General features: G+C 58.4%; 17 protein-coding genes and 1 pseudogene. 12 read left to right on the top strand and 6 right to left on the bottom strand.

What is annotated here, in order from left to right:
* Positions 1 to 76: 76 nt before the first annotated feature.
* The 3 genes and pseudogenes from AKN84_RS45315 to AKN84_RS14335 form a co-directional block, all read left to right on the top strand.
* Positions 77 to 286 (top strand): annotated as a pseudogene (locus AKN84_RS45315) (IS21 family transposase); the annotation flags it as partial.
* 443 nt (positions 287 to 729) lie between these two features.
* Entirely contained in the window at positions 730 to 1275 is a 546-nt protein-coding gene (locus AKN84_RS14340) for a YopT-type cysteine protease domain-containing protein (protein ID WP_244485098.1), read from the top strand.
* Between the two features lie 569 nt (positions 1276 to 1844).
* Positions 1845 to 2369, top strand: a complete 525-nt coding sequence (locus AKN84_RS14335; RefSeq protein WP_488226062.1) for an SGNH/GDSL hydrolase family protein — start codon at positions 1845 to 1847, stop codon at positions 2367 to 2369.
* A 527-nt stretch (positions 2370 to 2896) separates the two neighbouring features.
* On the opposite strand, the gene AKN84_RS50680 is transcribed toward AKN84_RS14335, so the two are convergent.
* The gene (locus AKN84_RS50680) at positions 2897 to 3232 is read right to left on the bottom strand and encodes a DUF7694 domain-containing protein (RefSeq protein ID WP_430649906.1); all 336 of its coding nucleotides are present in this window, start codon (positions 3230 to 3232) and stop codon (positions 2897 to 2899) included.
* 3435 nt (positions 3233 to 6667) lie between these two features.
* On the opposite strand from AKN84_RS50680, the gene AKN84_RS14320 reads away from it, so the two are divergent.
* From AKN84_RS14320 to AKN84_RS47320, 9 genes are all read left to right on the top strand, one after another.
* Positions 6668 to 8137, top strand: coding sequence for an acetyl-CoA carboxylase biotin carboxylase subunit (locus tag AKN84_RS14320; RefSeq protein WP_050421336.1), 1470 nt, complete (start codon positions 6668 to 6670; stop codon positions 8135 to 8137).
* Position 8138: 1 nt separating this feature from the next.
* Positions 8139 to 8642, top strand: coding sequence for an acyl-CoA carboxylase biotin carboxyl carrier protein subunit (locus AKN84_RS45295; RefSeq protein ID WP_128970788.1), 504 nt, complete (start codon positions 8139 to 8141; stop codon positions 8640 to 8642).
* A 1-nt stretch (position 8643) separates the two neighbouring features.
* Entirely contained in the window at positions 8644 to 10251 is a 1608-nt protein-coding gene (locus AKN84_RS14310; protein WP_050421335.1) for an acyl-CoA carboxylase subunit beta, read from the top strand.
* 561 nt (positions 10252 to 10812) lie between these two features.
* Positions 10813 to 11826 (top strand): anthranilate phosphoribosyltransferase, encoded by a 1014-nt coding sequence (trpD, locus tag AKN84_RS14305; protein WP_050421334.1) that lies wholly within the window; start codon positions 10813 to 10815, stop codon positions 11824 to 11826.
* Between the two features lie 647 nt (positions 11827 to 12473).
* On the top strand, positions 12474 to 12986 hold the full coding sequence (locus AKN84_RS14300) for a flavin reductase family protein (protein ID WP_050421333.1): 513 nt from the start codon (positions 12474 to 12476) through the stop codon (positions 12984 to 12986).
* Positions 12987 to 13345: 359 nt separating this feature from the next.
* Positions 13346 to 14470 carry a M20 family metallopeptidase gene (locus tag AKN84_RS14295; RefSeq protein WP_050421332.1) on the top strand — a complete coding sequence of 375 codons (1125 nt, stop codon included), beginning with the start codon at positions 13346 to 13348 and terminating at the stop codon, positions 14468 to 14470.
* Between the two features lie 679 nt (positions 14471 to 15149).
* Complete coding sequence (locus AKN84_RS45285) at positions 15150 to 15425, top strand: hypothetical protein (protein WP_128970787.1); 276 nt, start codon at positions 15150 to 15152, stop codon at positions 15423 to 15425.
* A gap of 128 nt (positions 15426 to 15553) precedes the next feature.
* Complete coding sequence (locus AKN84_RS14290; RefSeq protein WP_050421331.1) at positions 15554 to 17089, top strand: class I adenylate-forming enzyme family protein; 1536 nt, start codon at positions 15554 to 15556, stop codon at positions 17087 to 17089.
* A gap of 185 nt (positions 17090 to 17274) precedes the next feature.
* Positions 17275 to 18573 (top strand): preATP grasp domain-containing protein, encoded by a 1299-nt coding sequence (locus AKN84_RS47320; RefSeq protein WP_244485097.1) that lies wholly within the window; start codon positions 17275 to 17277, stop codon positions 18571 to 18573.
* Positions 18574 to 18594: 21 nt separating this feature from the next.
* Here the strand turns inward: AKN84_RS47320 and AKN84_RS14280 are convergent, their stop codons facing one another.
* From AKN84_RS14280 to AKN84_RS48340, 5 genes are all read right to left on the bottom strand, one after another.
* Complete coding sequence (locus tag AKN84_RS14280; protein ID WP_050421329.1) at positions 18595 to 19533, bottom strand: hypothetical protein; 939 nt, start codon at positions 19531 to 19533, stop codon at positions 18595 to 18597.
* Positions 19534 to 19896: 363 nt separating this feature from the next.
* Positions 19897 to 20076, bottom strand: a complete 180-nt coding sequence (locus AKN84_RS14275) for a hypothetical protein (RefSeq protein WP_050421328.1) — start codon at positions 20074 to 20076, stop codon at positions 19897 to 19899.
* A 142-nt stretch (positions 20077 to 20218) separates the two neighbouring features.
* A complete protein-coding gene (locus AKN84_RS14270; RefSeq protein ID WP_050421327.1) occupies positions 20219 to 22819 on the bottom strand; it encodes a hypothetical protein in 2601 nt (866 codons plus the stop codon).
* An 849-nt stretch (positions 22820 to 23668) separates the two neighbouring features.
* Positions 23669 to 24355, bottom strand: a complete 687-nt coding sequence (locus AKN84_RS14265; protein ID WP_050421326.1) for a 2OG-Fe(II) oxygenase — start codon at positions 24353 to 24355, stop codon at positions 23669 to 23671.
* Between the two features lie 5 nt (positions 24356 to 24360).
* Positions 24361 to 25584: a GFA family protein gene (locus AKN84_RS48340; protein WP_244485096.1), complete on the bottom strand. Its 1224-nt coding sequence runs from the start codon at positions 25582 to 25584 to the stop codon at positions 24361 to 24363.
* Positions 25585 to 25769: the final 185 nt, after the last annotated feature.

The raw sequence follows: 25769 nt of genomic DNA, 5'->3' as shown, positions 1-25769 counted from the left end.
CAAGGCCTCGATCACGGCCCGCAGGCGCGGGAAAGTGTTCTTCCGCCATTACCCGGTGCAGCATGCGTGTATGAGGCCGCTCGATCATCGGCTCTGTCACTTCCGGCTGGCGTTCTCCAGCTTCGAGCATGCCCATGTCGTGCGCGGCGGCGAAAGCTTCGTCGCTCTGGCCGAGGGCTTGCAGAAAGCCCAGTGGGCGCTCGGCGGCGTGCTGCGAGGGCATCGTAGCGATGGCCTGTCAATGTCGTTCCGGAATCCGGCTGCCGACGCGCGGGAGGCCCTCAGCCCTACGCCGCGCAGAATCAGACATTGTCAGAAGTCCGACAAAGGAACGCTTTCTAAGCTGGACAATAGCTGCCCGTCAGCTCGCCATCAGCTTGTCCGGGTATCCTCGCAGCAGGGCCTAAGCAGCCCGAATTGATGCGAACAGGCTAGCGCAGCACAGAAAGGTAAATCGTCATGTATGATCGAATCAGTGGCTCATCCACATACACTAGACAAGCTGACGAACCGACTCAGTCGGTGGATGGCGGCAGCTTTACGGAAACACTTGCAGGTCTCGCGCCTCGGTGGAGCTCGCAACCGGGGGAGTTGCCTGACAAGAGGGGGGCCTGCTGCAGCAAGCCACATACCTCGGATGCAAACGTTCACACTTCTAGCGCCTCCGACCCCAGTACATCCTCTCCAGAGAGTTCGGCCACATCCTTGTTTGAATACAGAACGGCCGACTTGCGTGATGCGAATGTGGACGGCATCTGTGTTGGGCTGACTGCGGAGTGGTTCCGCAATCTTAACAACAGCCCATCAACCCGAATGAGTGCGCTCACACCCGGGTCGCAAACGCACGCCTCAGCGGCTGAACGGCAGCAGCAATATCAAAATCTCAAGGATCAGTTGCGCAGCAGGGGAGCAGGATCTTCTCAGGCGGACCTTCAGGCACAAAATACCATTTTGGAGGACGCAGGCTTGGAACCGGCTGGAGAAGAGAAGAGATTCGCATTCGGCAAGTCTTCGAATATCAAGCGCATGGTGAACGAAATCAACGAAGATGGATCGAACCATTTGCTCAGCTTGTATTTCGCCGAAGGCGGCGCACACACGATCGCGACGTCGGCCTTGAATGGAAGGACCACGGTTTTCGACCCCAACTATGGAGAATTTACTGTTCGATCAGATCCGGACCAGATGGCTTCATTGTTACAAAGCCTCGCCAATCGTTACAGGAACCCCAACGGGCAGCATTTATCGACAATCACGACGCAAAGGATGCAGTGAGTTGGGCCTTCATGCCGGTGGTGATTGGCGCCTTCTGTGAAGGCACGGATACGTCGGCCGGCGGTCGCGGTGTCGGGGACCAAATCTGCGGCGGATAGCCGGCTGCGTACTGGCTGGCGAGTGTGCTGGCATCGAAAGCGGGGGCGCCGAATACGTAACGAGCGGGTCGACGTGGTAGGCGTCAGCGTCGGCTCGCTTGGTACGCTTCGGACATTTCGGATCGAGCGGCGAATTTCCCACGAGCGTCTTGGGAGGCCGCATTTTGGCTCGATGACGGACTGGATTTGCCTCCCTAGCACTGGTAGCATTCGAAGCGCTTCACAACTATTTCGCATCCGTAATCCTATTGTCGTACTTGCCCTCCAGACTGAGTGACATTTCCGAGGTCCTCGCATGGCCGAAGCGCCCTCCACGACTGCCATTCCCGTAAAACCCACGGCTTTCCAGCCCCGGATGTTAGCTCTGTCGGAGCGCTTGGCCGGCACCGCCGCGATCAAGATCGTGGCCATAGGTTGGTCCACGACCGCCGGCGAAGGTGACATCGTTACCCGCAACGTCTCGAGAGCGCCCTGCGCCAGAGGTACCAAGGCCACGTCTTCGACGTCCTCAATCGCGGCGTCGGCGGCGAAGAGGCACCCGATGAAGCGAAGCGGTTGCAGAGGGACGTCATCGGCGAGCGGCCGATCGGCGTCATCTGGCAGGTCGGCACGAATGCTGCGTGGAAGGGATATGACCTCGGCGTAGTTGCCGAAGCGATTTCCGACGGCCTCGCGATGCTCTCGCAGCTCGGCGCGGACGTAATCCTGATGGATCCCCAATACGTGCCCGCGCTACTTACACCGGCCGATACGAAGGAAGTCGGCGAGCGAATGGTTGATCTGATCAAATCCGCCGCCGAAGCCGCGGGCTACCCGGTCAACGTATTCCGGCGCTACGACATAATGCGGCGTTGGCACCTCGTGGAGCACGTCTCCTTCGATCGCATCGTCGATCCGCGGGACGGCGACCGGCTGCATAACAGCGACTGGAGCGCGCGCCGAATGGCCGAAGCACTCGCCGACACGATCGTCAATGCCGCAGCCCGCCCGGCCTGACGTTTCACCAATTCTGACCAACGAACGTGGACCGCCGCATCTGATCGAGACTTGCAGCAACATTGTCCCTCCTGGTCGCCCTTCTGCTCCCGCAAGGGGCGTTCGCGCGGAACGCCACGAGGCATCAGATCGTGGGCTCTATCGCCGACCGGCTGCTGACCGTGAACGCGTCCCGGCAGGTGAAGCTGCTCCTGGGCCTCGGACTGCGCGAAGCAGGTCCGTGGCTCGACTGCGTGAAGAGCGTCCGCTAGCAGCCGAAGACGGATTTGCCGTTGATGACCTTCCAGATGTTGATGACGAGAATCGTGTTTCCCGAGAGGAAGGCCGCGTCTCCCTCGTCTTCGGTCACGGCCCGATCACAACTACCGGTAGCAAAATTGGTCGAACGCCTACCGCCCTACTCTTAAACCGTCATCGGCCCGGTCTTAGTGTGTCGGCATACAGCCGACACACTCTGTTGCGGTGTGGGCTGACAACAGCGCCGAACCACTGCTTTTGATCGGTCACGCAGACAACTTTAGGCTATCTCATAATGCGGTCGCACTCATGCGGGCAAACCACATTGCCGCCTCCGATGGGCCGAGCCCAACGACGCCTACAAAGCCCGGTGGGGGCATTGGGATGTCCCGATGAGTTGGCCTCCACAGATGCAGGCAATACCGACTGTTATTTACATATTGCGAATGTGGGGGATGCAGCTGCATCACGCATTCCTCTTCATCCCAGAACAGGTCTTTGACGAAGCACATCTCTTCCCAATTCGGACAACGTCGCGGCGTTGAGACAGCGACATGCTCCCAGGCAGGACGAATTAATCCGCTGATCGTCAGTTCACAGCCGCAAGGTCCCTGTACAACGAACATGCCGCAAGGACCTGATCCTGGAAGGCTGGCAAACTGGCCATATTGTACGCGACCGGCCTCCAGCCTCTCTATTACTTGCGTCCGCACGTTCCCTCCTTTGCCTCGTGGACCGCCTTGAAGTCGATGTAGATGACGTTGTTGTTTTGCAACTCACAACTTGGCGCATGTTCCGTCCTCTTTGGGACGGCGCTCCAGTACCATTCTTCAGCGAACCACCTGCTGAGAAAGCCGCAGATGTCCATCACTTGTTCTCCTGTCTTTTTGGACGCTGACGCCCTGCCCAGGACGCTTGCCAGTCCTTGCAGGACCTTTTTTGCCCGAATTCAAACCGTGCAAGATCCACTCGATAATGACCCGGCGCATAGGTTGAGAATTGCCACTCTGGGAAGCTCGGCGGCTATGGGAGCCGACATCTCGATCACCGCACGAGGCCCATGCGGAGCGCCTTGCTCATTGACTGCATCGTACACCGCCGAACAACGCGCGCATCAGCATACGATGTGGCTTTGGGCTTTCGCGGTTGACGCACAATGTTTCGTTGCGTGCGCCGCGTCGAGGTTTCGCGGAGATGCGCTTGATCTTACTGAGGCGTCGAGGGCCACCACCTCATCGCCGGCGAATCGACAAATGCTTGGTATGCACGCCGAAATGGCCTGACATCTACATTCCATTATCACTCGCAATTCCACAGCATATTTCGCCTATCCTCGTTCAATGCTTCGCAAGGGCGATATTGCTGCCTCACCAACTGTCCTGCGATCATTCGCTGTTTTCTGCTCGCCGGCTCTGAAACAGTGCCAATGCGTCATCTATGTGACCGCAATTGATACGTGCGGGAGCAAAATCGAAACGGGCTCGCGTCACGCCGCGACGGTTAAGTATACCGTGTTCCCATACCGATAACATCCATGGGTTGATGAGATCTCGTAAGCTAATGGTCAGAGAAGCTGATTAGTCTATCTTGAGGGACTGCAATCGCGCTGCCGCCGGATGCCCCTTTGCCGCGTCCCTACAATGCAACTCCCACCCCCTATTTTGTCGAATGTCGCTAGCGAGCTCTTGCCTTCTTTCGATGCCGATGTCGCCTTCCGGACATCAAGGTCGCAACTCCGACCAAGGGCAGCGAGCTCGTGTGGCTTCCTTCGCATCAAGGCTGCGCCGGCACCTGTCCGCTCGTGGCATGCTGATTGCTGCAGTTGAGTCCAGGCCAGGCGTCACTCATCTGGCTATTTGTTTAGTCCTGGGCGATGCGCTGCCCAGCGCCCCTTAGCTTTGGTAGCACCTTCTCTAACCGCCCATTGCATGAGAACGCCATCACCTGGATGCAGGTCGCGCTGCAAACAAGAAGCTGACAACCCGAGCCATGAAGGAGGACTACGAACTTATGAACGATACGACGCATCCGGAAACCAGCCGTTCCCCGCGGACCAGTGCGGCACGTGGTCAATGACTCACTGGCGCGCACCAAAGGACCCGACTGTCAGGCATTGCGGTGCCGATTGCCGTTGTTTGCAGGCGCAACGGCGATGGAATCTATGGCCGCTGGCCGCGCTCCTCCTCGGTGCGCTGCTCTGGGCCAGCATTTTCTGGATCGTCGCAGCGGCCTTCTTATGAGCCAAAGAAGCTCGCGGAGCTGACAAATCACAAGTAAAGCTACGTCGGATGGTACGCGCGCGCACCTCCCGACCTCGGCGGTCCGATTCAGGGCAGGAATATGCCGCCGTCAGTGGGAAGCGGACACTTCTTTCACAGGTCAGCTTTGTGCCCCGGCGCGGCTAGCAAGATATGAATTCGCAACAGAGGCAGCAAGACGCCTCCAGCATACCATGCCGAACCAGCTTCGAGGCCACTCAATGTGCCTCGAAGCCGCAAGGCCTATCGTGGACCAAAACGCCAAATCCAGCGCTACTTGCTTGGATGCGCCGATTGCCGGGTGACATTTGCTCCGCGATCGGCGCTGCGGCCATCCAGCTGAGGCGCGGCTTATCGAGGCCCGGCAGAGCCCTACAGCTCTCGCTCTGACCATGTTTCGTCCTCACTTCTGCGCGTCTGCCACTCTTGGGCACGCCGAGCCAGCTTATCGTACTCCATCGCAACGTTAAGAAGCCTGTCTCTGGGTTTACCATAAGCGAGTCCTTCCGCCTTTTTTCGCGTTGCTTCCGCGCGGCTTCGCCAGTGGTCGGGCTGGTAGAGTTTACTTTTCGGATTCATGCCGTGAGCATGCAATTTGGACATCAAGGAAATGCGACACCGGCGCTCCGTATAATCACCTAAGGGCTGGCGGCCACCAAAGCGCCATTTGCCACCGTAAGAGGATACTCGGTCGATTTGATCCAAGAAGGGACTTGAATCGCACGCAGCGTCAGATTGTACGATCCTGGACAGGTCGGGACCGCCTCCGACAATCCAGACGCTTCCTGCAGGCAATGAGAATAGCGAATGTGTCAAACATCTAAACTCAGCTGGCGAGAGTCGCTTGGGATCATACGCTTCTGCAGATACGTACCTGTTCACACGTTATCCGAGGCTACCTCGGCCAGCAGCGGAAGAGATCGAGCCCTTCGATATTTCTACAGAAGGCGCTCTCATCCCGATCGCCGTCTCCACATTAATGTGGAGCGCAGGCCGACTACACTAAAGATGACCTGGAGGCGTCTCATCATGGTTCGTTACGCAAGATCAATTGCGTCATCAGCTATGACTTGAGCGCACCTGGCTTTTGCTCATCTCTCTGCCTCGATAAGGCCGGCACCAGGCCGCAGGTCTTGTTCGATCTCGTATCGCGCCGACCGTGGCAGCAACTATTGGCCGTGAGGTAGGCTGTGCTCAAACACCTCAACGTGCCACGCCGAATACTTCAGGACATCCAGGCATAACAGAGTCGGCGAAACGGAACTCGCAGGCATTGCACCTGGCGCTACACGTCTATTGGCCGACGGACAGACCATTTTGCGCTTCGCTCAAGACATCGCAGACCTACCAACCTTAAGGAATGACATGACTCAAGACCAAGGGGCCGGTTTGGCTTCGCTCCTCAAATCCTGCCGCGCCATCGCTCTAGCTGCCGTAGTGACTGCTGTAATCCCGTGGCAGGTCAACGCGCGAGATCAAGCTCCGACTCCCGAGGAGAGACAGGCGTGTATGGAGGACGTGTTCCGCCTTTGCAGCAATCACATACCGAGCCACGTCGCTATCCTTGCTTGCCTCAGATCCAAGCACGCCAGCCTCAGCCAGCAATGCCGTTACGTGATCTCCTCGCGAGATACGGGCAAGAACGGCGGCATCTCGAAGTAAAGGGTCGGGTGGTCTGTTCGCCCGCATCACATTCCGAGATAGCCCACCTAGCACGCAGGACGTTCACGCGACGTCGGCTGGAGGCAACAAGCCCGGCCACTCAAGACGGTTTGGTCCCTTCATGCTTATTTGGATAGGCAAATGCCACAATTGCCCTTCGATACCGTGCTGATCGCCAACAGGGGCGAGATAGCCGCCCGCATCGTCAAAACGTTACGTAAACTTGGACTCCGTTCTGCAATTGCCTACCACGAAATAGACGCGAGAACACCCGCCGTCTCCATGGCCGACCTGGCCATTCAGATCAGCGGCAGCACGCCGATCGCAAGTTATCTCGATACTAGGCAGATCATCGCGGCCGCCGACCAGGCGCGCGCCGGCGCGCTGCATCCCGGTTATGGGCTGCTTTCCGAAAATGCGGAGTTCGCCAGAGCCGTGACAGACGCCGGCATTGCGTTCATCGGTCCTCTTCCTGACACTATCGAACTGATGGGGGACAAGATCCGCGCACGCAATTTCGTTCAGTCCAATGGTTTTCCGGTCGCCCCCTGCGTCATCGAAGAAGATGATCCGGCGACATTTGCCTCCAGAGCGCAGGCCATGGGAGCTCCTCTGCTCGTGAAGCCATCGGCTGGTGGCGGCGGTAAGGGCATGCGGATTGTACGCGACCTTAATACCTTGGAGGCAGCCATCGAGCAGGCGCGCAGTGAAGCGAGCCGCTACTTTGGAGATGCCCGACTCTATGCCGAACGACATCTCGAATACCCGCGACACATCGAAGTACAGGTGCTCGGTGATTGCTTAGGAAACCTCGTGCATCTGTTCGAGCGCGAGTGTTCCGTGCAGCGCCGGTTCCAGAAGATTATCGAGGAAACGCCCTCGCCTGCGCTATCCCAAGAATTGCGGGCTCGAATTTGCGATACAGCGGTTCGCATCGCTCGTGCAGCGAACTACCGGAATGCAGGAACGGTCGAATTCCTCTTCAGCGGAGACGATTTCTACTTCCTTGAAATGAATACACGACTTCAGGTCGAGCATCCGGTCACCGAGATGATTACTGGCGTCGATCTGGTGGCGGAACAGATCTATGCGGCAGCGGGCCGCGAACTTGCATTCTCCCAGTCCGATATCGTTTCGAACGGCCATGCAATCGAGCTCCGGCTGTACGCGGAGGCTCCTGAACGCGGATACGCTCCGACCACCGGAAAAGTGCTTCTTCTCGAGTATCCCAATGACGTACGGATCGACAGCGGCATCATGCAAGGCCAGCACATCACGCCGGCGTTCGATCCGATGCTCGCCAAGATCATTGTGCATTCACCAAGCCGCATGGAATCTGCTCTGAAAGCCCATCGTGCAGTTCGCGAATTGGTTTTACTGGGGTGCGAGACCAATGCGAACTTGCTCGCCCGGATCGTTTCCGACGAGGCATTTCTCGGCGGTCACTTCCATGTCGGATACCTTGAACAAAACCCGCATCTCGCAGCGGGCAATTTTGCTGCCGGAATGTCTGCGTTCCTCGCATCCGCCGCTCTCCTGACGAGGCCGGTCCGCGACTCGGCAGATGCCGTGCCAGAGCTTCATTCAGCGCTCGGCAATTGGAGAAACTGAAGTGTATCACTCGTTCGAGGTTGACGGCGTAGATCATACATTGTGGCTTTCGGCCAGCCGGCATGGCTACCGCCTTCATTTGCGAGACGAGGTGATTGCCCCCGTCGCATTCACCCAGCGCAGCGACAGCAGCGGTATCCTGACCATTGCCGGGCAGAGCGAACCCGTCAGGTTCGTGATCGACGGGGAGCTCATTCACCTCCATATCCGCGGCAGGACACGTACTTTGCGCTACATCGATCCGCTACGGACCCACGCTGCTGGGAATAACGGGACTTGTCCGCTCGTAGCCCGAGCGCCAATGCCTGGGATGGTTGTCGCGATTACAGTTTCGCCTGGTGACTCAGTCTCGGCGGGGACTGCGCTAATGATGATTGAAAGCATGAAGCTGGAAACGATCATACGATCACCCCAGGACGGCATCGTCGAGCGGATTCACGTCAAGGAGAACGAGAGCTTCGAGCACGACGCCGTACTCGTAACGCTGTCTAAAGAAGGGTTCTGAAATGCAGCGGATCGGTTCTGCGGCGGATGTGGATTCGCAGGAGTTTCGTCGCAACGACCTCCACAACAGACAACTGGCTGCCGAATTGAAGGAGCGCCAACGCTTGGCCCGGTTCGACAGACCTGAGAAAGACTTCGAGCGCCTGCGTCGGCAGAACAAGTTGTTTGTTCGCAACCGCATCGCAGCCTTGCTGGATCCGGAAACTCCTTTCCTGGAGCTTTCCACGCTGGCCGCCAACAAGGCCTACAACGGAGAGGTTCCGGGTGCCGCGCAGGTGGTCGGCATCGGCATCGTTGCGGGTCGAGAAGTGATTGTTCACGCTGACGATTCCAGCGTGAAGAGCGGCGCATGGTATCCACTCTCGGTCAAGAAGATCGTGCGGGCCTTAGACATAGCCATCGAAAACCGTCTGCCGGTGGTTCATCTATGCGACTGCGCCGGCGGTTTTCTGCCTTTGCAGGCGGAGTTCTTTGCTGATCGATACCATGCGGGTCGAATTCTGCGCAATCAGTCGATACTCTCGAAGGTGGGAGTACCGCAGGTCGCCATCGTCATGGGCCACTGCACCGCGGCAGGGGCCTATGTCCCGGCGCTTAGCGAATACAACATTGTGGTCGAAGGCACGGGAGCAATTTTTCTTGGCGGCCCTCCGGTCGTGAAGGCTGCCACTGGCGAACAAGTCTCCGCCCAAGAGCTCGGCGGTGCCCTCATGCATACGAGCGTGTCGGGCACCAGTGACTATTTCGCAACTTCCGAGCTTCACGCAATCGCGATTGCGCGCAACGTTGTCGCGCGCTTCCACCAACCGGCGAAAACCTGCATCGATCGCGTAGCGCCCGAGCCGCCCGCCTATGATGCATCCGAACTCTACGGCATCATTCCAAAGGACGCGCGAGCGCAGTTCGACATGCGGGAGATCATCGCTCGTCTGGTCGATGGCAGTCGATTTGATGAGTACCAGCCGCGTTATGCGACATCACTCGTGTGCGGCTTTGCCCGGCTCTATGGATATCAAGTCGGGATCGTTGCCAATAACGGCGTTTTGTTCGGCGACAGCGCGCTAAAGGGTGCTCATTTCATTCAAATATGCGACAAGAACCGAACGCCCCTGCTCTTCCTGCAGAACGTCACAGGCTTTATGGTTGGCCGCGAATATGAGCGCCGTGGGATCACCAAGGACGGCGCAAAGCTGATCATGACTGTGTCCGGCGCGTCTGTCCCGAAGTTTACGATCATTTGCAACAGCTCTCATGGCGCAGGCACTTACGCCATGTCGGGACGAGCGTTTGATCCTCGGTTTGTGTTCAGCTGGCCGAACTCTCAGATTTCCGCGATGGGCGCCGAGCAGGCCGCCGGCGTTCTCACCCACGTCAAGGCGAGACAATTGGCCCGCACCGGAGGGCGGCTCTCTGGGCAGGAACTGGCAGGCATTCGCGAACCGGTTCTTGAAGAATATCGCGAGCGATCAAGCGCCTACTATGCAACGTCCGAACTCTGGGACGATGGCATTCTTGATCCTGTCGATACCAGGACCGCCCTTGCAATCGCGTTGAGTGCTTCACTCAACGCACCGATCGACGCGCCGCAGTACGGCGTGTTCCGACTGTAAGGCAGGACCGAGCCCGACCACTTAGACCCTGACGTAAGCCGACCGGGAGCTCTCCGTTGCGGTATGATGGCTTCCGGTTTCGCCTAGTGCACCTTGATTTGCGGTCTGGCGCGATGGTTTGCAGAGGCAGATCAGCGCTGCTCCGCCCAAAGCACGTGAGAGGCGACTTCAACCGACAGGACAGCGGTGCCGACAAGCCGCAAGATTTTCCGAGTTTCCGGGCACTTCGGCTGCCTCATCGTGATCAAGAAGCCGCCGCTAAGGTACATGCGCGGCAGTAGACCTCACCATCTTTGCTGGCGCGGCAACTGCACTGCCCTCATCGGTCGGCGATCTCTTGACGGCATCAAGACATGGAGAGCTTGACCCTCACGTAGCGTCAGGTTGTAGCCTTGCCGAAATGGCGGTGCGCAACCCAACAGATCACTCAAACGGTGACGTTCGGCCGTGCCGACGATGGGCTGGACAGCTTCATCAAGACAGCCGGTGCCACGTCTCTTCAACAAAAGCCTCCGTTGAAGCGGGACGTTTCAGATTCGGACAAATGAACGTGTAAAGTCGATGGAAGCGCTGAAATCAATTATCGGTAAAGTTGCCACCGGCGCCACTCTGACTCGTGACGAAGCTGCGTCAGCATTCGACGGCCTGATGTCGGGTCATGCGACTCCGTCGCAGATCGGCGGCTTGTTGATGGGTTTGCGAGTCAGGGGCGAGACGATCGAAGAAGTCACCGGTGCGGTCTCCGCGGTACGCGAGCGAATGCCGCGGGTCGAGGTGGCATGCGATCCCATCGGTATCGCTAGTACGAGCGATACCGCCACGCGCTCGTCCAACGTGATGACGTGCGCCTCTTTTATCGTGGCCGGAACCGACGTTCCTGTTGCCAGGCACGCCAACAGCGATAGATATTCAGGTGCAAACACTGCCGACCTATTGGCGCATCTCGGTGTCAACGTCGACCTCAAGCCTGAGGCCGTTGCGCGCTGTGTGCACGAAGCCGGAATCGGTTTCTCATTCGCGTCAGCCCATTATCCGGCGATGCAGCGCGTTGGCCAGATCCGCACCGCACTTGGGACCCACACCATCCTTAACCTCATCGCGCCACTGTCCAATCCGGCCAGGGTCAAGCGGCAGATCGTCGGAATATTCGCTCGCGAATGGGTTCAGCCTCTGGCTTACGTGTTAAAGAACCTCGGCTCCGAATCGGTTTGGGTGGTTCATGGCTCTAACGGGCTTGGCGAGGTTACCCTCACGGGGCCAACCTTTGTTGCCGCGCTTGAGGCCGGCACGGTGCGCACCTTCGAAGTAACACCGGAACAAGCCGGCCTTGCCCGCTGCGACAAGGAGACGCTCGAGAGCGGCGACATCAAGGCCAATGCCGTCGCCTTGCAAAACGTGCTCGACGGCGTTCCAGGTCGATTTCGCGACGCTGCACTTTTCAATGCGGCGGCGGCATTGATCGTGGCCGGCCGCGTCGAGACGCTGCAGGAGGGTATCGCACTCGCACAACTCGCGCTTGACGGTGGCGCCGCAGCCGATCGACTGAAACGCTTGATTGCAGTGTCCAACACGTAACAGGGGTTGGAACATGGTCCCGACGGAGCCGATTCTGACAAAGCGGCTATGCAATAGCAGCTGCGACTGTGCGCCTATTCCTTCGAAATTTCGATGAGCATGTGCCGCCTGCGCGCGCTGTTCAAAGCAATCCGCGTTAAGGACGCGGTACGAGAGCCATCCCTGTTCATCGGCGAGAGTCTGCTCCAGCCCCTATTGCCGAGATACAGACCCGCGGCATGCGCTGCGTTCCAAAGGAGATAGTCAGATGATGTCATCACAGAAGTTGGAGGCACTCGGATCCATCGCAATGATAGAACACATCATTCGAAAGTTTCGTGAATTGATCGACACGGATTGCTCGATCCCGCCCGAACTGCGGGGTTCGCTGCACGCGACGCTCGATGTGCACCTTCTAGATGCAAAAAAGCGTGTTCTCTTACGCGTACATTGAGCGCTAACCTTGGGGGGCACTCTGGTCGGCGCGCGGAGGACATCAATGTCATGTTCGGCATCGTTGCCCTCTAGACACGCGGTTTTCCGAGCCTGCGCGCCCAATTGCGGCCGCGAGATGAATCCGAGCCTGCCCAAGCTTAACGGAGCATCAGAGTGGGGTATAACTTTAAAGGCAGATCATGACGCACTGGTCATCCCCCGTGGTTGGGAACATGCCGTCTATCCAGCCGGCAGATTTCCGTCAGGCTATGCGATATCTGGCAAGCGGTGTCGCCATCGTGACGACCGGAACGGCCGGCGGACGACGTGGACTGACGGTGAGTTCTGTGACGTCCATCTGCATGGAACCGCCGTGCTTACTCGTTGGCATCAACGCCCAATCTGAAGCGCATGACGCGATCCTCGCTAGCGGCAGTTTTGCAATCAATCTTCTCCACATTGACCAGGAGGACCTGGCCCTGCGTTTTGGCGGTCAGGAGGGAGTAAAAGGTGTTCATCGCTTCGGCACGGCTTCCTGGACTCAGGGCGTGGTCGACGTGCCGCTATTGTCCAACGCACTTTGCGCGCTCGAATGCGTTTTGTATGACCACAAGATCATTGGCACACATAGGATCTTTATCGGACGAATTGTCGCAGCTCGGGCTGGCCATGGCAATCCATTGATCAACTTCCAGGGCGCGCTTCGAACCTTGCCCGTTGCCAAGTTCTGCGCAGAATGCCGTTAGAATGGAATACGCGTTGACCGGACAACTGGTACTGGAGCGATCCTTATCGAACAATCATCCGGGCAACTCGTGGACGATTTTGGTTCTTACAGGCTCACCTCGCGTTGAAAAGCGCGCGTACCTCACGACTGATTAAACCATCCGACCGCACGCTGGACCGGCATAGCCCCGACGTAAACTACCAGCTTTGGTAGCTCAGTTCTCCTCGGTAGGCGCGTAGCATCAGTGTCGCGGCAGGATCATGGTTTAGAGGCATACTGCGTCACAATCTTCATGCTCGATCCTGAAGCGAGCAAGCGGATCGTACCATGGGCTTGCGCGAGTGATGAAAGTCGAGATTCGAGGGGCATCCGACAACTATGTCCAGTTACCCGTTTGAAACTTCCGCGATCCTCGATGGCATCCGTCGCTGGGTCGAGATCGAGTCCCCGACGGAACGGCCGGATCAGCTCAACAAGCTGGCTGACGTCGTCGCGGCCGGCTATCGCGACCTGCCGGCTACCATCGAGCGCATTGCGGGACGTGAAGGTTGCGGCGATCACCTGATCACGCGCTCGTCCTGGGGACAGGGCGTGCCGGGCATTCTGGTGTTGAGCCATCTCGACACGGTTCATCCGATGGGATTCATAAGACGACTACCGTTCAAGATCAACGGTGACAGCGCGTTCGGCCCGGGTACCTACGACATGAAGGGCGGCGCCTATCTAGCCTATCATGCATTTCGGCAGATCTGCGCCGACGACGCGCGCCCGCCGCTCGGCATCACCCACCTCTACGTGTCGGATGAGGAGATCGGCAGTCCGACCTCGCGGGCGCTGATCGAGGCCGAGGGCCGCAAGGCAATATATGTGCTGGTTACCGAACCAGCGCGCGACGGCGGCAAGATCGTCACCGGGCGGAAGGGTGTTGGCCGCTTCGATGTGTTCATCAAGGGCGCGCCGGCGCACGCCGGCGAACGCCCCGAAGACGGCCGTAGCGCGATCCGGGAGCTAGCCAATGTGATCCAGACGCTCGAGGCGATGAACGATCTTTCGCGCGGCATCACCGTCAACGTTGGCGTCGTCCGCGGCGGCACCAAGCCGAACGTAATTGCCGAACAGGCCCATGCGGAAGTCGACCTGCGCGTGCCGACTATGGCACATGCAGACGAGTTGGTGCCGAGAATTCTCCGAATCACCTCGCGCACCGATGGCGTTCGCCTGAAAGTATCGGGCGGCTTGAACCGTCCTCCCTATGAGAAGAGCAAGGCCGGCGCCACGCTCTACGAACACGCCAGGCAACTAGCCGCTGAGATTGGCTTCGAGTTGCTCGACGCGTTTAGCGGCGGCGGCTCCGACGCCAATTTCACCGCGCCGCATACCGCAACCCTCGATGGCCTCGGCGTAGACGGCAAGGGCGCGCACACGCATCATGAGCAACTCTATATTTCATCGATCGAACCTCGCGCGCGGCTGCTGTATCGCCTCTATCAGACACTGCGATAATCCACGCATCGGTAGGCGAGCGAACTTAAGCGGAAGGTGTCGCGCAATCGGCTCCTGGTAGCGAGCACTCGATCGCTGGACGTGGGAAGCCTTTTCGACAAGGGCCCTGCCAGCCGCAGAACCATTCTTATGGGAGCGCAACTTTCTGACGCAGATCGCGCGCTAGAAGCTCTCTACCCGTCCCGGAGGTCCGTCCCGACATACCTTTGGCATGTTCATGCGAGGTTGTCAGAAAGGGCTTGAATCGGACGTAACGTTAAGTTGTACGATCTCACGGTTGGCACGCATCTTCATCCGCCGCCGCGCGACTGGAAGGATTGACGAATGTCTGAGCTGGTCAGAACAACCCCGCACTGGTTGGTCATGATCTTCATCCCTGACGGCCTTTCGGTCGAAACAGTGACGCAGCGCGTCTTGACCGCAGCCTTACGGCTCGCGGCTAGTTGCAAATGGTTGGGCGTTTCAGAACCGCTACACTGTGGTTGCCGCACGACCCCAGAAGCAGTCCGTCGAACCGGCTCTTCGCTCCGCTCATGCCGGCCTGCCGGCGCATTCTCGTCGCGCAGATGTGCGACAGGCCGTGAGCCTCCAGAGGCTTTCAAAGGGCCCCAGCTGCAAGTGTCACTCGGCGTGACCGGAACGGCACCGAAGAGATTGCCCGGTATCCTGGAGCAGCAAGTTGAAAGAGCCTGACGGCGTCAACAAGGTCTTGTTGATCGACCATATTGAAGGCCAATGCCGGGCTGTCGTCGGCTTTAAGGATGGAGATACCAGAGCTGCCTATATGTGCGGCGAGCCCGTCTGTCAAAGACCGGGCAAGAAACAGTCGTCATGGTGCGCCTACCACTACCGGCAGATGCACACGACCGCCGCCGAGCCGAACAGAATGAGTAATCAGTCGCCTGCGATTCGCCCGGCAATATCCGTTGATTGCAACAGTGACAACAATCAATAGCTGCTTGTCCTGCCGAAGGGTGTGATTGTCGCTTGTGCAACGGGCACCGAACCATGTGGTGGGCCTCGCAAGCGCATTGCGAGGCCTGTCCGAACCGTTGCGCGGAGCTGGATCATATGGAGATTTAGTTGGACCTCTGCACATTAGTTGAACGCAACGCAGCGTATGCTCCTGATAAAGCCGCCATCCGTTTCGAGGAGCAGACTCTAAGCTACGCGAGCCTCAATCGCCTGATAGGGCGGGCGGCTTGCGCCCTCAAGAGCCAGTTCGGGGTAGAGCGAGGAGACCGGATCGCGATCCTTAGCCTGAACCGACCAGACTATCTCGTGCTGCTGTATGCGTGCGCGCGGCTCGGCGCAATTCTCGTACCTTTAAATTGGCGCCTCGCGCCCGTCGAGCAGCTGTTCATTCTGTCCGACTCAGGAGCAAACGTGTTGCTAGTTGAGCGGTCCTTCGACGCAGTCTTGCCTATTGTCGCGACGCAACTGCCTTCTGTTTCTGTTGTCGGGCTAGACTTCGTACCTATCGGCGGAAACAAACTGGACGATCTTCTGGACGCAGACTGTGGTGACGGACGCAATCCGGGTGCGGAGCTGTCTTGCCCGCTTTTGATCGTCTACACTTCGGGCACGACAGGACGACCGAAAGGTGCCGTACTGCGTCAGGAAGCGCTGCTCTGGAACGGCGTCATGAGTCAGCACATGCATGACCTCACCTCGGCCGATCACGCCTTGACTGTCCTGCCACTGTTCCACGTCGGTGGACTAAACATCCAGACGACGCCCAGTTTGCATCACGGCGCGACGGTTACTATTCACAGCCGCTTTACACCGGAGACCACTCTCGATGCGTTCGAGCGCGATCGACCCACTCTGGCAGTTTTGGTGCCAGCCATGATGCGAGCCCTGACCGAGAATGCCCGATGGGATAGCACCGACCTCTCCGCGCTCAGGGCAATCTGTACCGGATCTACTATGGTGCCCCACGATCTTGTCGAGCTCTTTGTCGCGCGCGGCGTGCCGGTCCTGCAGGTTTACGGTTCGACGGAGACCTGCCCGATCGCTGTGTATACTAAGCTCGGCGGGGGTCTCGTGCCCGAGGGATCGAGCGGCCTCGCAGGTCTGTGTTGCGAAGCTGCGATCATAGATGATGCTGGGCACACGCTGCCGGCCGGTGGCGCAGGCGAGATCGCAGTACGCGGGCCCAACGTCTTCTGCGGATACTGGGAGGATCAAGAGACAACCCGCAAGGCTCTGGACGGTGGCTGGTATCGCACCGGCGACATTGGTAGTCGCGACGCCGACGGGTATTTTTGGGTGCATGACCGCAAGAAGAACCTGATCATTTCCGGTGGAGAGAACATCTATCCGGCCGAAGTTGAACGTGTGCTTGTTGGTCATCCGGATGTTGCAGATTGCGCCGTCATCGGTCGACCGCATCCTCGTTGGGAAGAAGTACCGGTCGCTTATGTAATCAGGCGACCGGGCGCCCGGATCGAAGCAGAAGCGCTGATCGCGCATGTCCGGTCGCAGCTCGCCCGTTTCAAGGTACCGCACGAGATCATTTTCACGCCAGAGCTACCGAAAACTGCGTTGGGCAAGGCCCAGCATTTCATGCTGAAGAAGGCTGACGCGAGATCAAGTTACAAAGCAAATGGCAATTGAGTTCAGCGGATTGCACGCTAGCTGTACTTCTCAGCGACCCCGCAGGTGACATCGTGACGGCGCAAAATGAGCTTTTCCGCCTGGGCATCTACAGGCTGTGCTGCAGCGACTTCGCCACTGTTGACCGTCTCTCGCTCTGATCACATCCCAATGCGCAAAGGTCACTGATGCCGCGGATCATAATCATGAATGCCGGCACGGCGCAAATGTCGGGCTCCGATCTGGTAGCAGCTCAACTTTCGCTTGCCGGCAACTCGGTTTACCGTTCGGCGTGGTTTGCTCAGGAGGGCGATCTGATAGTGTCCCCCCTATCTATCCCGACGGATCTGCTCTCCTACGTTGGCGCGACGCTTAATTTCGACGCCTCCAGTCTTTCATTGCTTGTACCTGGAGGCGGCCGCGAAGCGCCGATTCTCAACGATTACGCACTGCTGTCCAACAGCATGGTTGAGCAAATCAACAGGCATATTCGTCAGAAATCATCCTGGAGCATGTATCCCTGCTACTCCAGCGAAGGCGTGGCGCGGCTGGCGTCCGTGCTGGGTATACAGCAGACTGGCGACGAATTCGCTCTACAGCGTGGGCCTGATCTATTGAACCGCAAGAGCCACTTCCGTCAACTGGCGACAAGTGTCGCACTTCCGTTGCCCAATGGTTCCATAACGACGAATTCGAACGAACTGTTCCGAGCGGTCAACTCGCTCCGGCACGAAACCGGCAGGGTGATTGTGAAGCTGGACAATGGGGCCGGCGGGGTCGGAAATGTCATTCTGAGCAGCAATGAAGACGGTCCGCTACCCGGGGCGAGAGAGACCCGACAGATTGCCTGGCCGTCGTTCGATCCGGACGTACTTTGGTCTGAGATGACAACTGCGTCATGCAAGACGCTGGTGGTCGAATCGTACCACTTGGCGCGAACTCTGTTCTATCTCGAGTATGAAATCGAGCGTGATGGCTCCATCACTTTCATCAACAGTGGGAATATTCGACTACGCCGGAGCACCGATCGATCTGAACGGGCTCTGATCTGGACAGGACTTGAGCTTCCAAGCGATCTGGGGAATGAGCAATGGTTGACTGCGCAGGCGCATGCCTACCGATTCGTATCCCTTGTCCGCAATCTAGGATATCGCGGACCAATTAATATTGACGCAATTTTCGCGAACGACGGACGGCTGCTATTCAATGAAGCGAACGGCCGCTGGGGTGGCGGCTCGGTGTTGCACAGCATTGCCGTCCGGCTCCTGGGCTTCGACTACTCCGGCTCCTACGTTATTTCATCCGTGAGGAACGTTCGATCGAGTTCGCTCCGGACTGCACATGAACGTTTCGCCAAGGAGGGTTTTCTATTCGATGGCACACGCAAGCAGGGCGTGATCCCGCTTGCCGTTGACGAGGACGCTGGCACGGTGGAGTGCCTCGTGATTGCGTACGACCGGGCCGCCGCCGGCGATCTGAAACAACGGCTCCTCATACTGGTTTGATTGGAATCACAGTAGCCACATCTATCCTGGCACTCGAACTTGCCCCTGCTTCCGGTAGCGTGCTGGAGAACGGTATCTGGGAGGTGCCCCGAAATCCGCGTCCGTCTCGCATGATGCGGATATCCGTTGCCGGCTGCGCTGTTCAACCGGAGACTGATCCGAGCGAAAACCGGCGGTCCGATGGAGTCCGTCAGCGCGAGCCGCGATCAGTCCTGAGGCGATCCCGAAGTGCCGGTCGATCGGCGATGAGGCGATCGAGGTGCAGCGGCTCACGGTCCGGCCGCTCTCCTTGCGCCAATCGTCCGACCGGCGCTCGCGTCGCGTCCACCACGAAGACTCGGCATTCATAGCCGTTCTGCTGCTGGGCCATCCGTCCCGCTTGAAAGCGGGAGCCGAGACGTGCTGCGAGCTATTCTGCAACGGCACTGTTGCAAAGCCCGGCGAGTCATAGTGATAGGCAATCGCTGCTGTCGGCACGCGCCAAACAACCAGCAGCAGCGACCAATGCGATCCGCCGCCCCCAACTCCAGCATCATTCACCGGAACGAACAAGAAGTTGGCGACATCTGTATCATCCTCATTGAAGATCTGCAGCAGGATCTGCAGGCGGTCGCTCTTACTCGGAACCAGGCGCAATAGCTGGGCTTGCGCCGGCTGTGCGAATCCGGTCTGGCGAGCAAGATCTGGATTGTTCCAATACAACTCCTCTTCAACCGGGGCGTAATCGGCGGCGATATGTTCGTCCTGCAACCATTCGGTCAGGCCAAGCCGCTGTCCGCTGTGCCCATCCACCGAGGTTGTGGGAGTCACGCCTTCGGTCCCGGCATCAGTTGGCGTGCGTGATGGCGCAAGCTGGCCTTCATCACGCAATTCTTGAGACAGCAAATCAATCAGGGCCTCGACACCCCGCTCGACATCAGACGAACGCGTCTCGACAGAGGATGGCGTTGCCGGCAGCATGCTCCAATCAAAGTCGGGCGACGTCGGCAGCGACTAGCTCGAGGTGGATCCAGCCGTTGCCGTCCGTGCTACTTGCTCTGCCTCCGGCGCGCGCTCGGGGCTGGCTAACCCGGACCACGCCGGAAGGTCTTCCAACGCCCCCCAGAGCTGATCCTGATCGTAAGCCGTCGGCAGAAGCAATGGCCAGCTGACAGGTCCCTGCGGCGGTCCTTGCTGCGAAGCGGCGTCCACAACGTCCCCCGAGGCAGCTTGCGGCGGCGTCCCGTAGCCTTGTCCACTCTGTTCCTGTGAAACAGAAGCATCCGGCTGATTGGCTGGAGGCTGCGCCAACGCTTCGGCTATTGAAACGCTGATCTGGCTCGACTACCGCTCGAACGCGCCGTTTTGCGGAGCATTGTCGATCCTTTGCCTCTTCGCCGGTCTAGCGCCCGCCGCCTCGTGCTCATCATCGCCAAAAACGTGCTCGGTGGAGAGGAAATCGCCCCAATCAGGTGCATTGATCAGCCCGTCTGCGGCAATCGCATTCTCGTAGTTCTCGCTCAAGGGGTCTACGTGCTCACCGGGATCTGGAGCCTCGTGAGGGTACGGAATCCGCGCGAGCGGCGAGAGGGTGCTGGCTGCAGGCGGTACCGCCGAGAGATGGTCGTACTCTTCCGTGGCAACTCCACAGGCGAATTGGCGGCTCCTAGTGGTGCATTGTCCGGCGCAGCTTATCAGCCGTGCGCCTGAGGTCCACGGCGTGAACACCTGCGGCCGATTTGGCCAGATGTGCCAGTGCGGCACTGGTCTTTGCATGACCGCCGGACCTCTTGTAGGTCTCGACATCCTCATCCAGCGACTCGTCGGATAGTCGGGCGGCAATGCTCTGCTTGTGGTTTTGGCGCAAGTAATTACTGAAACCGATAAGGAAAGGTGCATAGTTTCTGGCAGTCGGCCGGGATTCTGCGGCTTTGTAGTCTTTGATCAGGTCCGCATCTTCGGGATAAGGGCTGAGCTCAGCACGGGGCTTCCTTGGCGCAATCCCGGCAGCCGACTGAGAGGCCCGCAGATGAGCCAGTGACACCGTGATCTGCTGCTCGCCCCCATTCGCCTTAAATGACGCGGCATCTTTATCAAGCGACTCCTCTCCGGTCCGGGCGGCAATCGCCGGTTTGTTATTTGCTAACAGCCACTGGCTCAATTTGCGAATATGACGGGCGATCGCCTGGGCGCTTGCCTCTTCGTATCTGGCTGCGACGAGTGCCTTCTCAAGCGCCGAAACAAGCTGCGCGTCTTCGGGATGGAAGAGGTTCGCGACTGTTTTGGCGCGACTTGCATTGGGTGCAATTCCGTCTGCCGACTGTGAGGCCCGCAGATGTGCCAGTGCCGTGAGAGCGCGCCGTTTGCCGCTCTTGTCAAAAGCTGCTGCATCCTTATCCAGCGACTTATCGTAAAGCCTGGCAGCAATGGCCAGCTTTTCGTTTGCAACAAGCCATCGGCTGAATCTTCGGAGAATCCGCACATTGGTCTGGGCGGTGATCTTCTCGAAGTTCGCCTTAATGAGTGCGTTCTCGAGGCCGGAAATGAGCGTTGCATCCTCAGCATGCAGAGATGCGGGTTTTCTCGCACCGGTCCGCAAATGCTTTAGCGCGGCACGGATCGCCCTGGAGCCACCGGATTGCCGATAGAGATCCATATCTTCGATGAGCGACTGATCCTTATCCAGCCCATCCTCGTCGAGGCGAGCGGCAATGCTCTGCCTGTTGTTTTCGCGCAGGTAGTGACTGAAATCGGTCATAACGCTTGCATAGGTCCTGGCAATCTTTGATGTGCCGGCGGCCGCCGCGTCTTCCTTGTACTGCTTGATGCGTGCCGCGTCGTCCGGATAGGCCTTTAGGTCAGGTTGGCCTGCGACCGGCGCAACTCCGCCCGCTGCTTGAGAGGTCCGCAAATGAGCCAGTGCCGTACGCACGTTCGTGGCACCGCCCTTTGCTATGAATTCCTCGATCTCTTCATCCAGCATCTCGCGGTCAAGCCGTTCCGCCATTGCCGGCCTGTCGTTGCCAAAGAGCCAGCGGTCGAAGCCTAAAAGATAATCGACATTGCTCCTGGCTGTGCTCTCGGCGGCCCCGCCCCTGAGGAGCGCCTCCCTAAGCCCGAGAATGAGGGGAATATCCTCGGAATAAAGGAGATCGGCGCTGCGCCCGACCTGGCCTGCTCGCGGCGCAAGATAGCCCGAGGGGCTCGGTTGATCCATGACGCTCGAGGGCGCATCCTGCTCGTGACCTTGCGCAGGCAGCATCTCTGGCCAGCCGACCGTTCGCTGCCACACGCTGTCGGGCGCAACGGCGTCTGCCGGCCACATTTCACCCGTTACGGCCGCGGCTTCCGAGTCGGGACGAATACCGCCATCAAGCTCGACCGCGTCATCGCCAGCCAGTGTCTTTCGCAAGTCGGTCAGTGCAGCTCGAACCTTCGGGTGATAACCAGGGGTGGCCTCATAGCGCATGAGGTCTTCATCCAGCGAATTGTCGTGAAGCCGGGCAGCGATGGCGGACTTGGCATTGTTACGCAGGTACTTACTGAATCTGCCTAGGGCAGTTCCATACCTGTATGCCGTCGCTGCTTCCTTCTTACGCTCGTTAATGACAGTCGACTTGTACTCCTTGATGAGCTCGGCGTCCTGAGCAAAGGGGCTAGCCCGCGACGGGATCAACTCCACTCCGCCCGCCACCTGAGAGGTCCGCAGATGGGCGAGCGCAGTGAGGATACCCCGCTCGCCACTCTCTTTGAAAGCCGCTGCATCGCTGTTCAGCGTACTGTCGTGAAGACGCTCGGCAATTCCCTGCTTGCTGTGTTGAACGAGCCAGCGTCCAAATCTGAGAAGAGAATCGACGTGCCCCTTCGCCGTACGCTCCTTGAATCCGCGCTTGATGAGTGCCGCTCTTAGTCCCTCGACGAGAGGCACATCTTCAAAATAAAGGGGCTCGCTGCTACGGCCTGCAAAAGCCCACACTGCCTGACTCGGCTGCTGCACGGAGGGCACCAGCATCGCCCGAGAGCTTCCGCCATGCGATAGCGTCGAATATTCGTGCTCATCGGTATCCGTAAGGGGCAGCCCCTCGCTTCGCCATGCGCCGACCAGCCGGGCGGAGGTCTGCTCCGGCACGCCACTACCCGCATCGGCGATCTCTCCCAGCTGTTGTTCGAACGCCGCCGCGTCCGCCGAGGGGGAGACCGACGAGTTGTCTTGCGCGCCCACGCTGCCCGACTGCTGAAGCGCGCGACCAGGAGAGGGAAAGTTCATTCGCTGTCACTTTCGACGGTGAAATATCTGGGTCTCGGCTGCCGCATGGACAATCGGGCAATCGAGCGAGTGCGATTAGAGCATCAGCTAACCGCTTTTCTTCGCCTGCCCCTTGCACTAAACTCTGGTTTCGCACACACCGTCCCAAATGGTCCCAGCATCCGCCTGTTTTGCTAGGCCGGATAGCTGTCGAGAACCTGACGAGCCCGCAGCTTTCTACGAGCGGCGCGACAACACGGTCGAGCACGTGCCGGAACACCCGCAGTTCGAAAACAGTGACGAGGTCGTGCCGCGATGTTGCCCCAGTATTCTTATGAAGCAAGTTGTGCGATCGTGGCTTCTTCCATGGCTCCGCTCAGCATTTTGGCAGCCTGGGCGAGGAGCAGCCTGTCCGCGCGGGTGTTTGCGCCGACTCCCTTAAGCCAGAGCAATTTCGGTCGCTGAATTCCACCATCTATCGCCACGCTCATTGCAGCGGGCGGATCAGCTGACGATCGGCGCCCAACGAACGCATCTCCGCGCTGGCCCTCCAAAACAGATAGACCCAGCAAAAACGTGTTCACTGCTCGAAGCGCCCGGTTCCTACTTTGACCAACGTCTTCGTCACCTCGTTCCGGTGGAATCTGGAACGACCGACGCCCCCTTTGTGCGCGCGAGCTCGCTGCGGGCGGGTCACCACGTCATTCCTTTCCGAATGGCTCTCGCCGACGGTCTTCGGCGGATCCGATTTGACAGCGCGTTCCGCAGCGACAAACCGCTTCGCAGGACAGATCTTCTGCAAGATGGGTGCGATCTGCCGAACTCAGCGTGAGACCTCCGCGCCACTCAACTTACTCGCAGGTACTCGAGCTAACTTGCTTCATGGCCACTGGTAGAGCTTTCGATGACGCGTCGGTTTGTGCCGCTGCGCTTCGAACAGAAGTAGACCAGCGACCGGCGCTCCCCGGCGGATACAGGCTTCACCTCATGCCGCAGCCTACATGTTGTGACAAGCACCGCACCAAATGGTGGTCGAAATACCTGCTGCTCGTACGGGCTCGGATATACGACGAATTCGCCACCCTCAAAATCTTGCGCGAGCTGCACAATTACGGAGTACTCAAAGTCTGGATCGCTCTCGGCATCCAAATGGATGCCAACAAACGAACCGGGAGGCATACGATGCAACTGGCATCTGCGAATCACATAATCTGACGATGCTCCCAGGATCGTTTTTAATGCGAATCCGCGATCTTTCCTTTCAAGCAGATCGATGATTTGCCTCGGCGCTGCGCCATCCACATTGCTGGGACTGCGGCCGGGCGGGTCCACCCTCACGCGTTTGACAAAGACGTTGTGCGAGTCGCCGGCATCTCCCAACCGCACCTCTTCTTCGGGAATCTCAGCCTGCAGCTGATTGATCCTCGCCAGTTCATCCTGTGTAAATAACGTCTGGGAGCCGATCACGATCGTACCCTTCACCAAGAGCTCTACGCGGAATTTCGTCAGAGCCTCTTCTGAAAGTAGGCCCTTTTTGTCATGTGCTGAACGCGCCATTGAGTTCACTCCGGGGTTGGTTCTTCGATGCAGAGCCTGGGTCCTGGTTGCATCGAGCCGAATGCTTGTTCCCAATGTTCGCCATCGAACTCGTCTATTTTGATGCCCTCGATCGTTCTTTTATCCAGGCATCGAACATTGACGCTGAACCCGGAGGGGTTCGACCGCGGCCGATAGAATGGCTTGACGCCGCAAACCCGACAAAACGTGTGCCGGGCGATGTTCTTGTTGAACTGGTAAGTGGTGAGGAACTCTTCGCCGCATTCAATCGTGAGCCTGTCGCCAGGTACCAGCAAGTGCATAAATCCAGACATCCGGCAGATCGAGCAATTGCATCGAACTGCAGAGAGCTGCCGCGGCGCCCGGACGCGGAATTTGACAGAACCACAATGACAATGGCCGCGGTGTTCGATTTCAGATCGGTCGTTTTTCTCAAGTGAGACAATCCGATGCAGATCGTGACACCACTGTAAGTTCAGTCGATAGGCTCGATCGAACTCGTCCAAAAAGAAACCGTTGCGATCAGCCGGAACAAGTTCGCCAATGAGGCGGCATGTCATTTCTCCGTGATACTGCTCGGCTGGATCTTTTCCACCGACGTGGCTCCGGAAGTACTCAAGATCGTCGGGGCTCGCATCAAAGGTTTTGACCGTGGTGGTCCACAGCGCCTGGATCATCTCCGCAGCATGCAACTCAAAGGCGACCATGTAGGCGCAACGCACCACGGGGTCTTTCGCTGACAACCCATCATAGAGAGAATGCAGGTACCGGTTCGTCGTGGCGCTATAGTTGGGGCGTATTGCTCTGCCGAGCAGTCGCGATGCATCCCTTCTAAATAGGTTTGAGTGAAAATTGTCGGTGAGCAGAATATCGGGTAGCGCCGCTTTGCCACCCTGGAGAACTCGGCCGTAGCCGCCCGTCTCATCCCAACAAATGAAATTTGCGACGACGCTGGTCAGTTCAATATCCCTGGGAAGATCCCGATTATGATGCATTGCATCGAATATGAGATCTTTTTGCGACCCTGCCTGCAGGTAGGGAAACGCCTGTGACATCGCCAGGTATTCAGGCAGCAGGCTAGCAACCTGCTCTTCGGACAGCTCCTCAGCAAAGGGATGCGCGCCAAACAGAGCTCGCGCACGCTCAGTCAAATGCGCGCAAAAACTCTGCGGAGGCTGATCCGGCGAAAATCGAGAAGCTTGAGAAGACGTCATTTGGACGATAGCCATGAGGGGAGAACGAGCCCTGAAGAAGCGAATTCTCGTCGGGACCAGCTATTGGCCAGTCGAGACAGACGAGCTAGTTGGCGCGATGGCGCTCATGATCGCCGTCGCCTCCGAGGCGAACTCTACTCTTTGCATCCTCGCGGCCCCCTTAGCCGGGCGTCTCGAGCCCAATCCTGTTCACACATGGA

The sequence above is a fragment of the Bradyrhizobium tropiciagri genome, from assembly GCF_001189845.1.
In the GTDB taxonomy this organism is placed as follows: Bacteria; Pseudomonadota; Alphaproteobacteria; order Rhizobiales; family Xanthobacteraceae; genus Bradyrhizobium; species Bradyrhizobium tropiciagri.
Note: the sequence above shows the minus strand (reverse complement) of the source record. Positions and strands in the feature narration are given on the sequence as shown.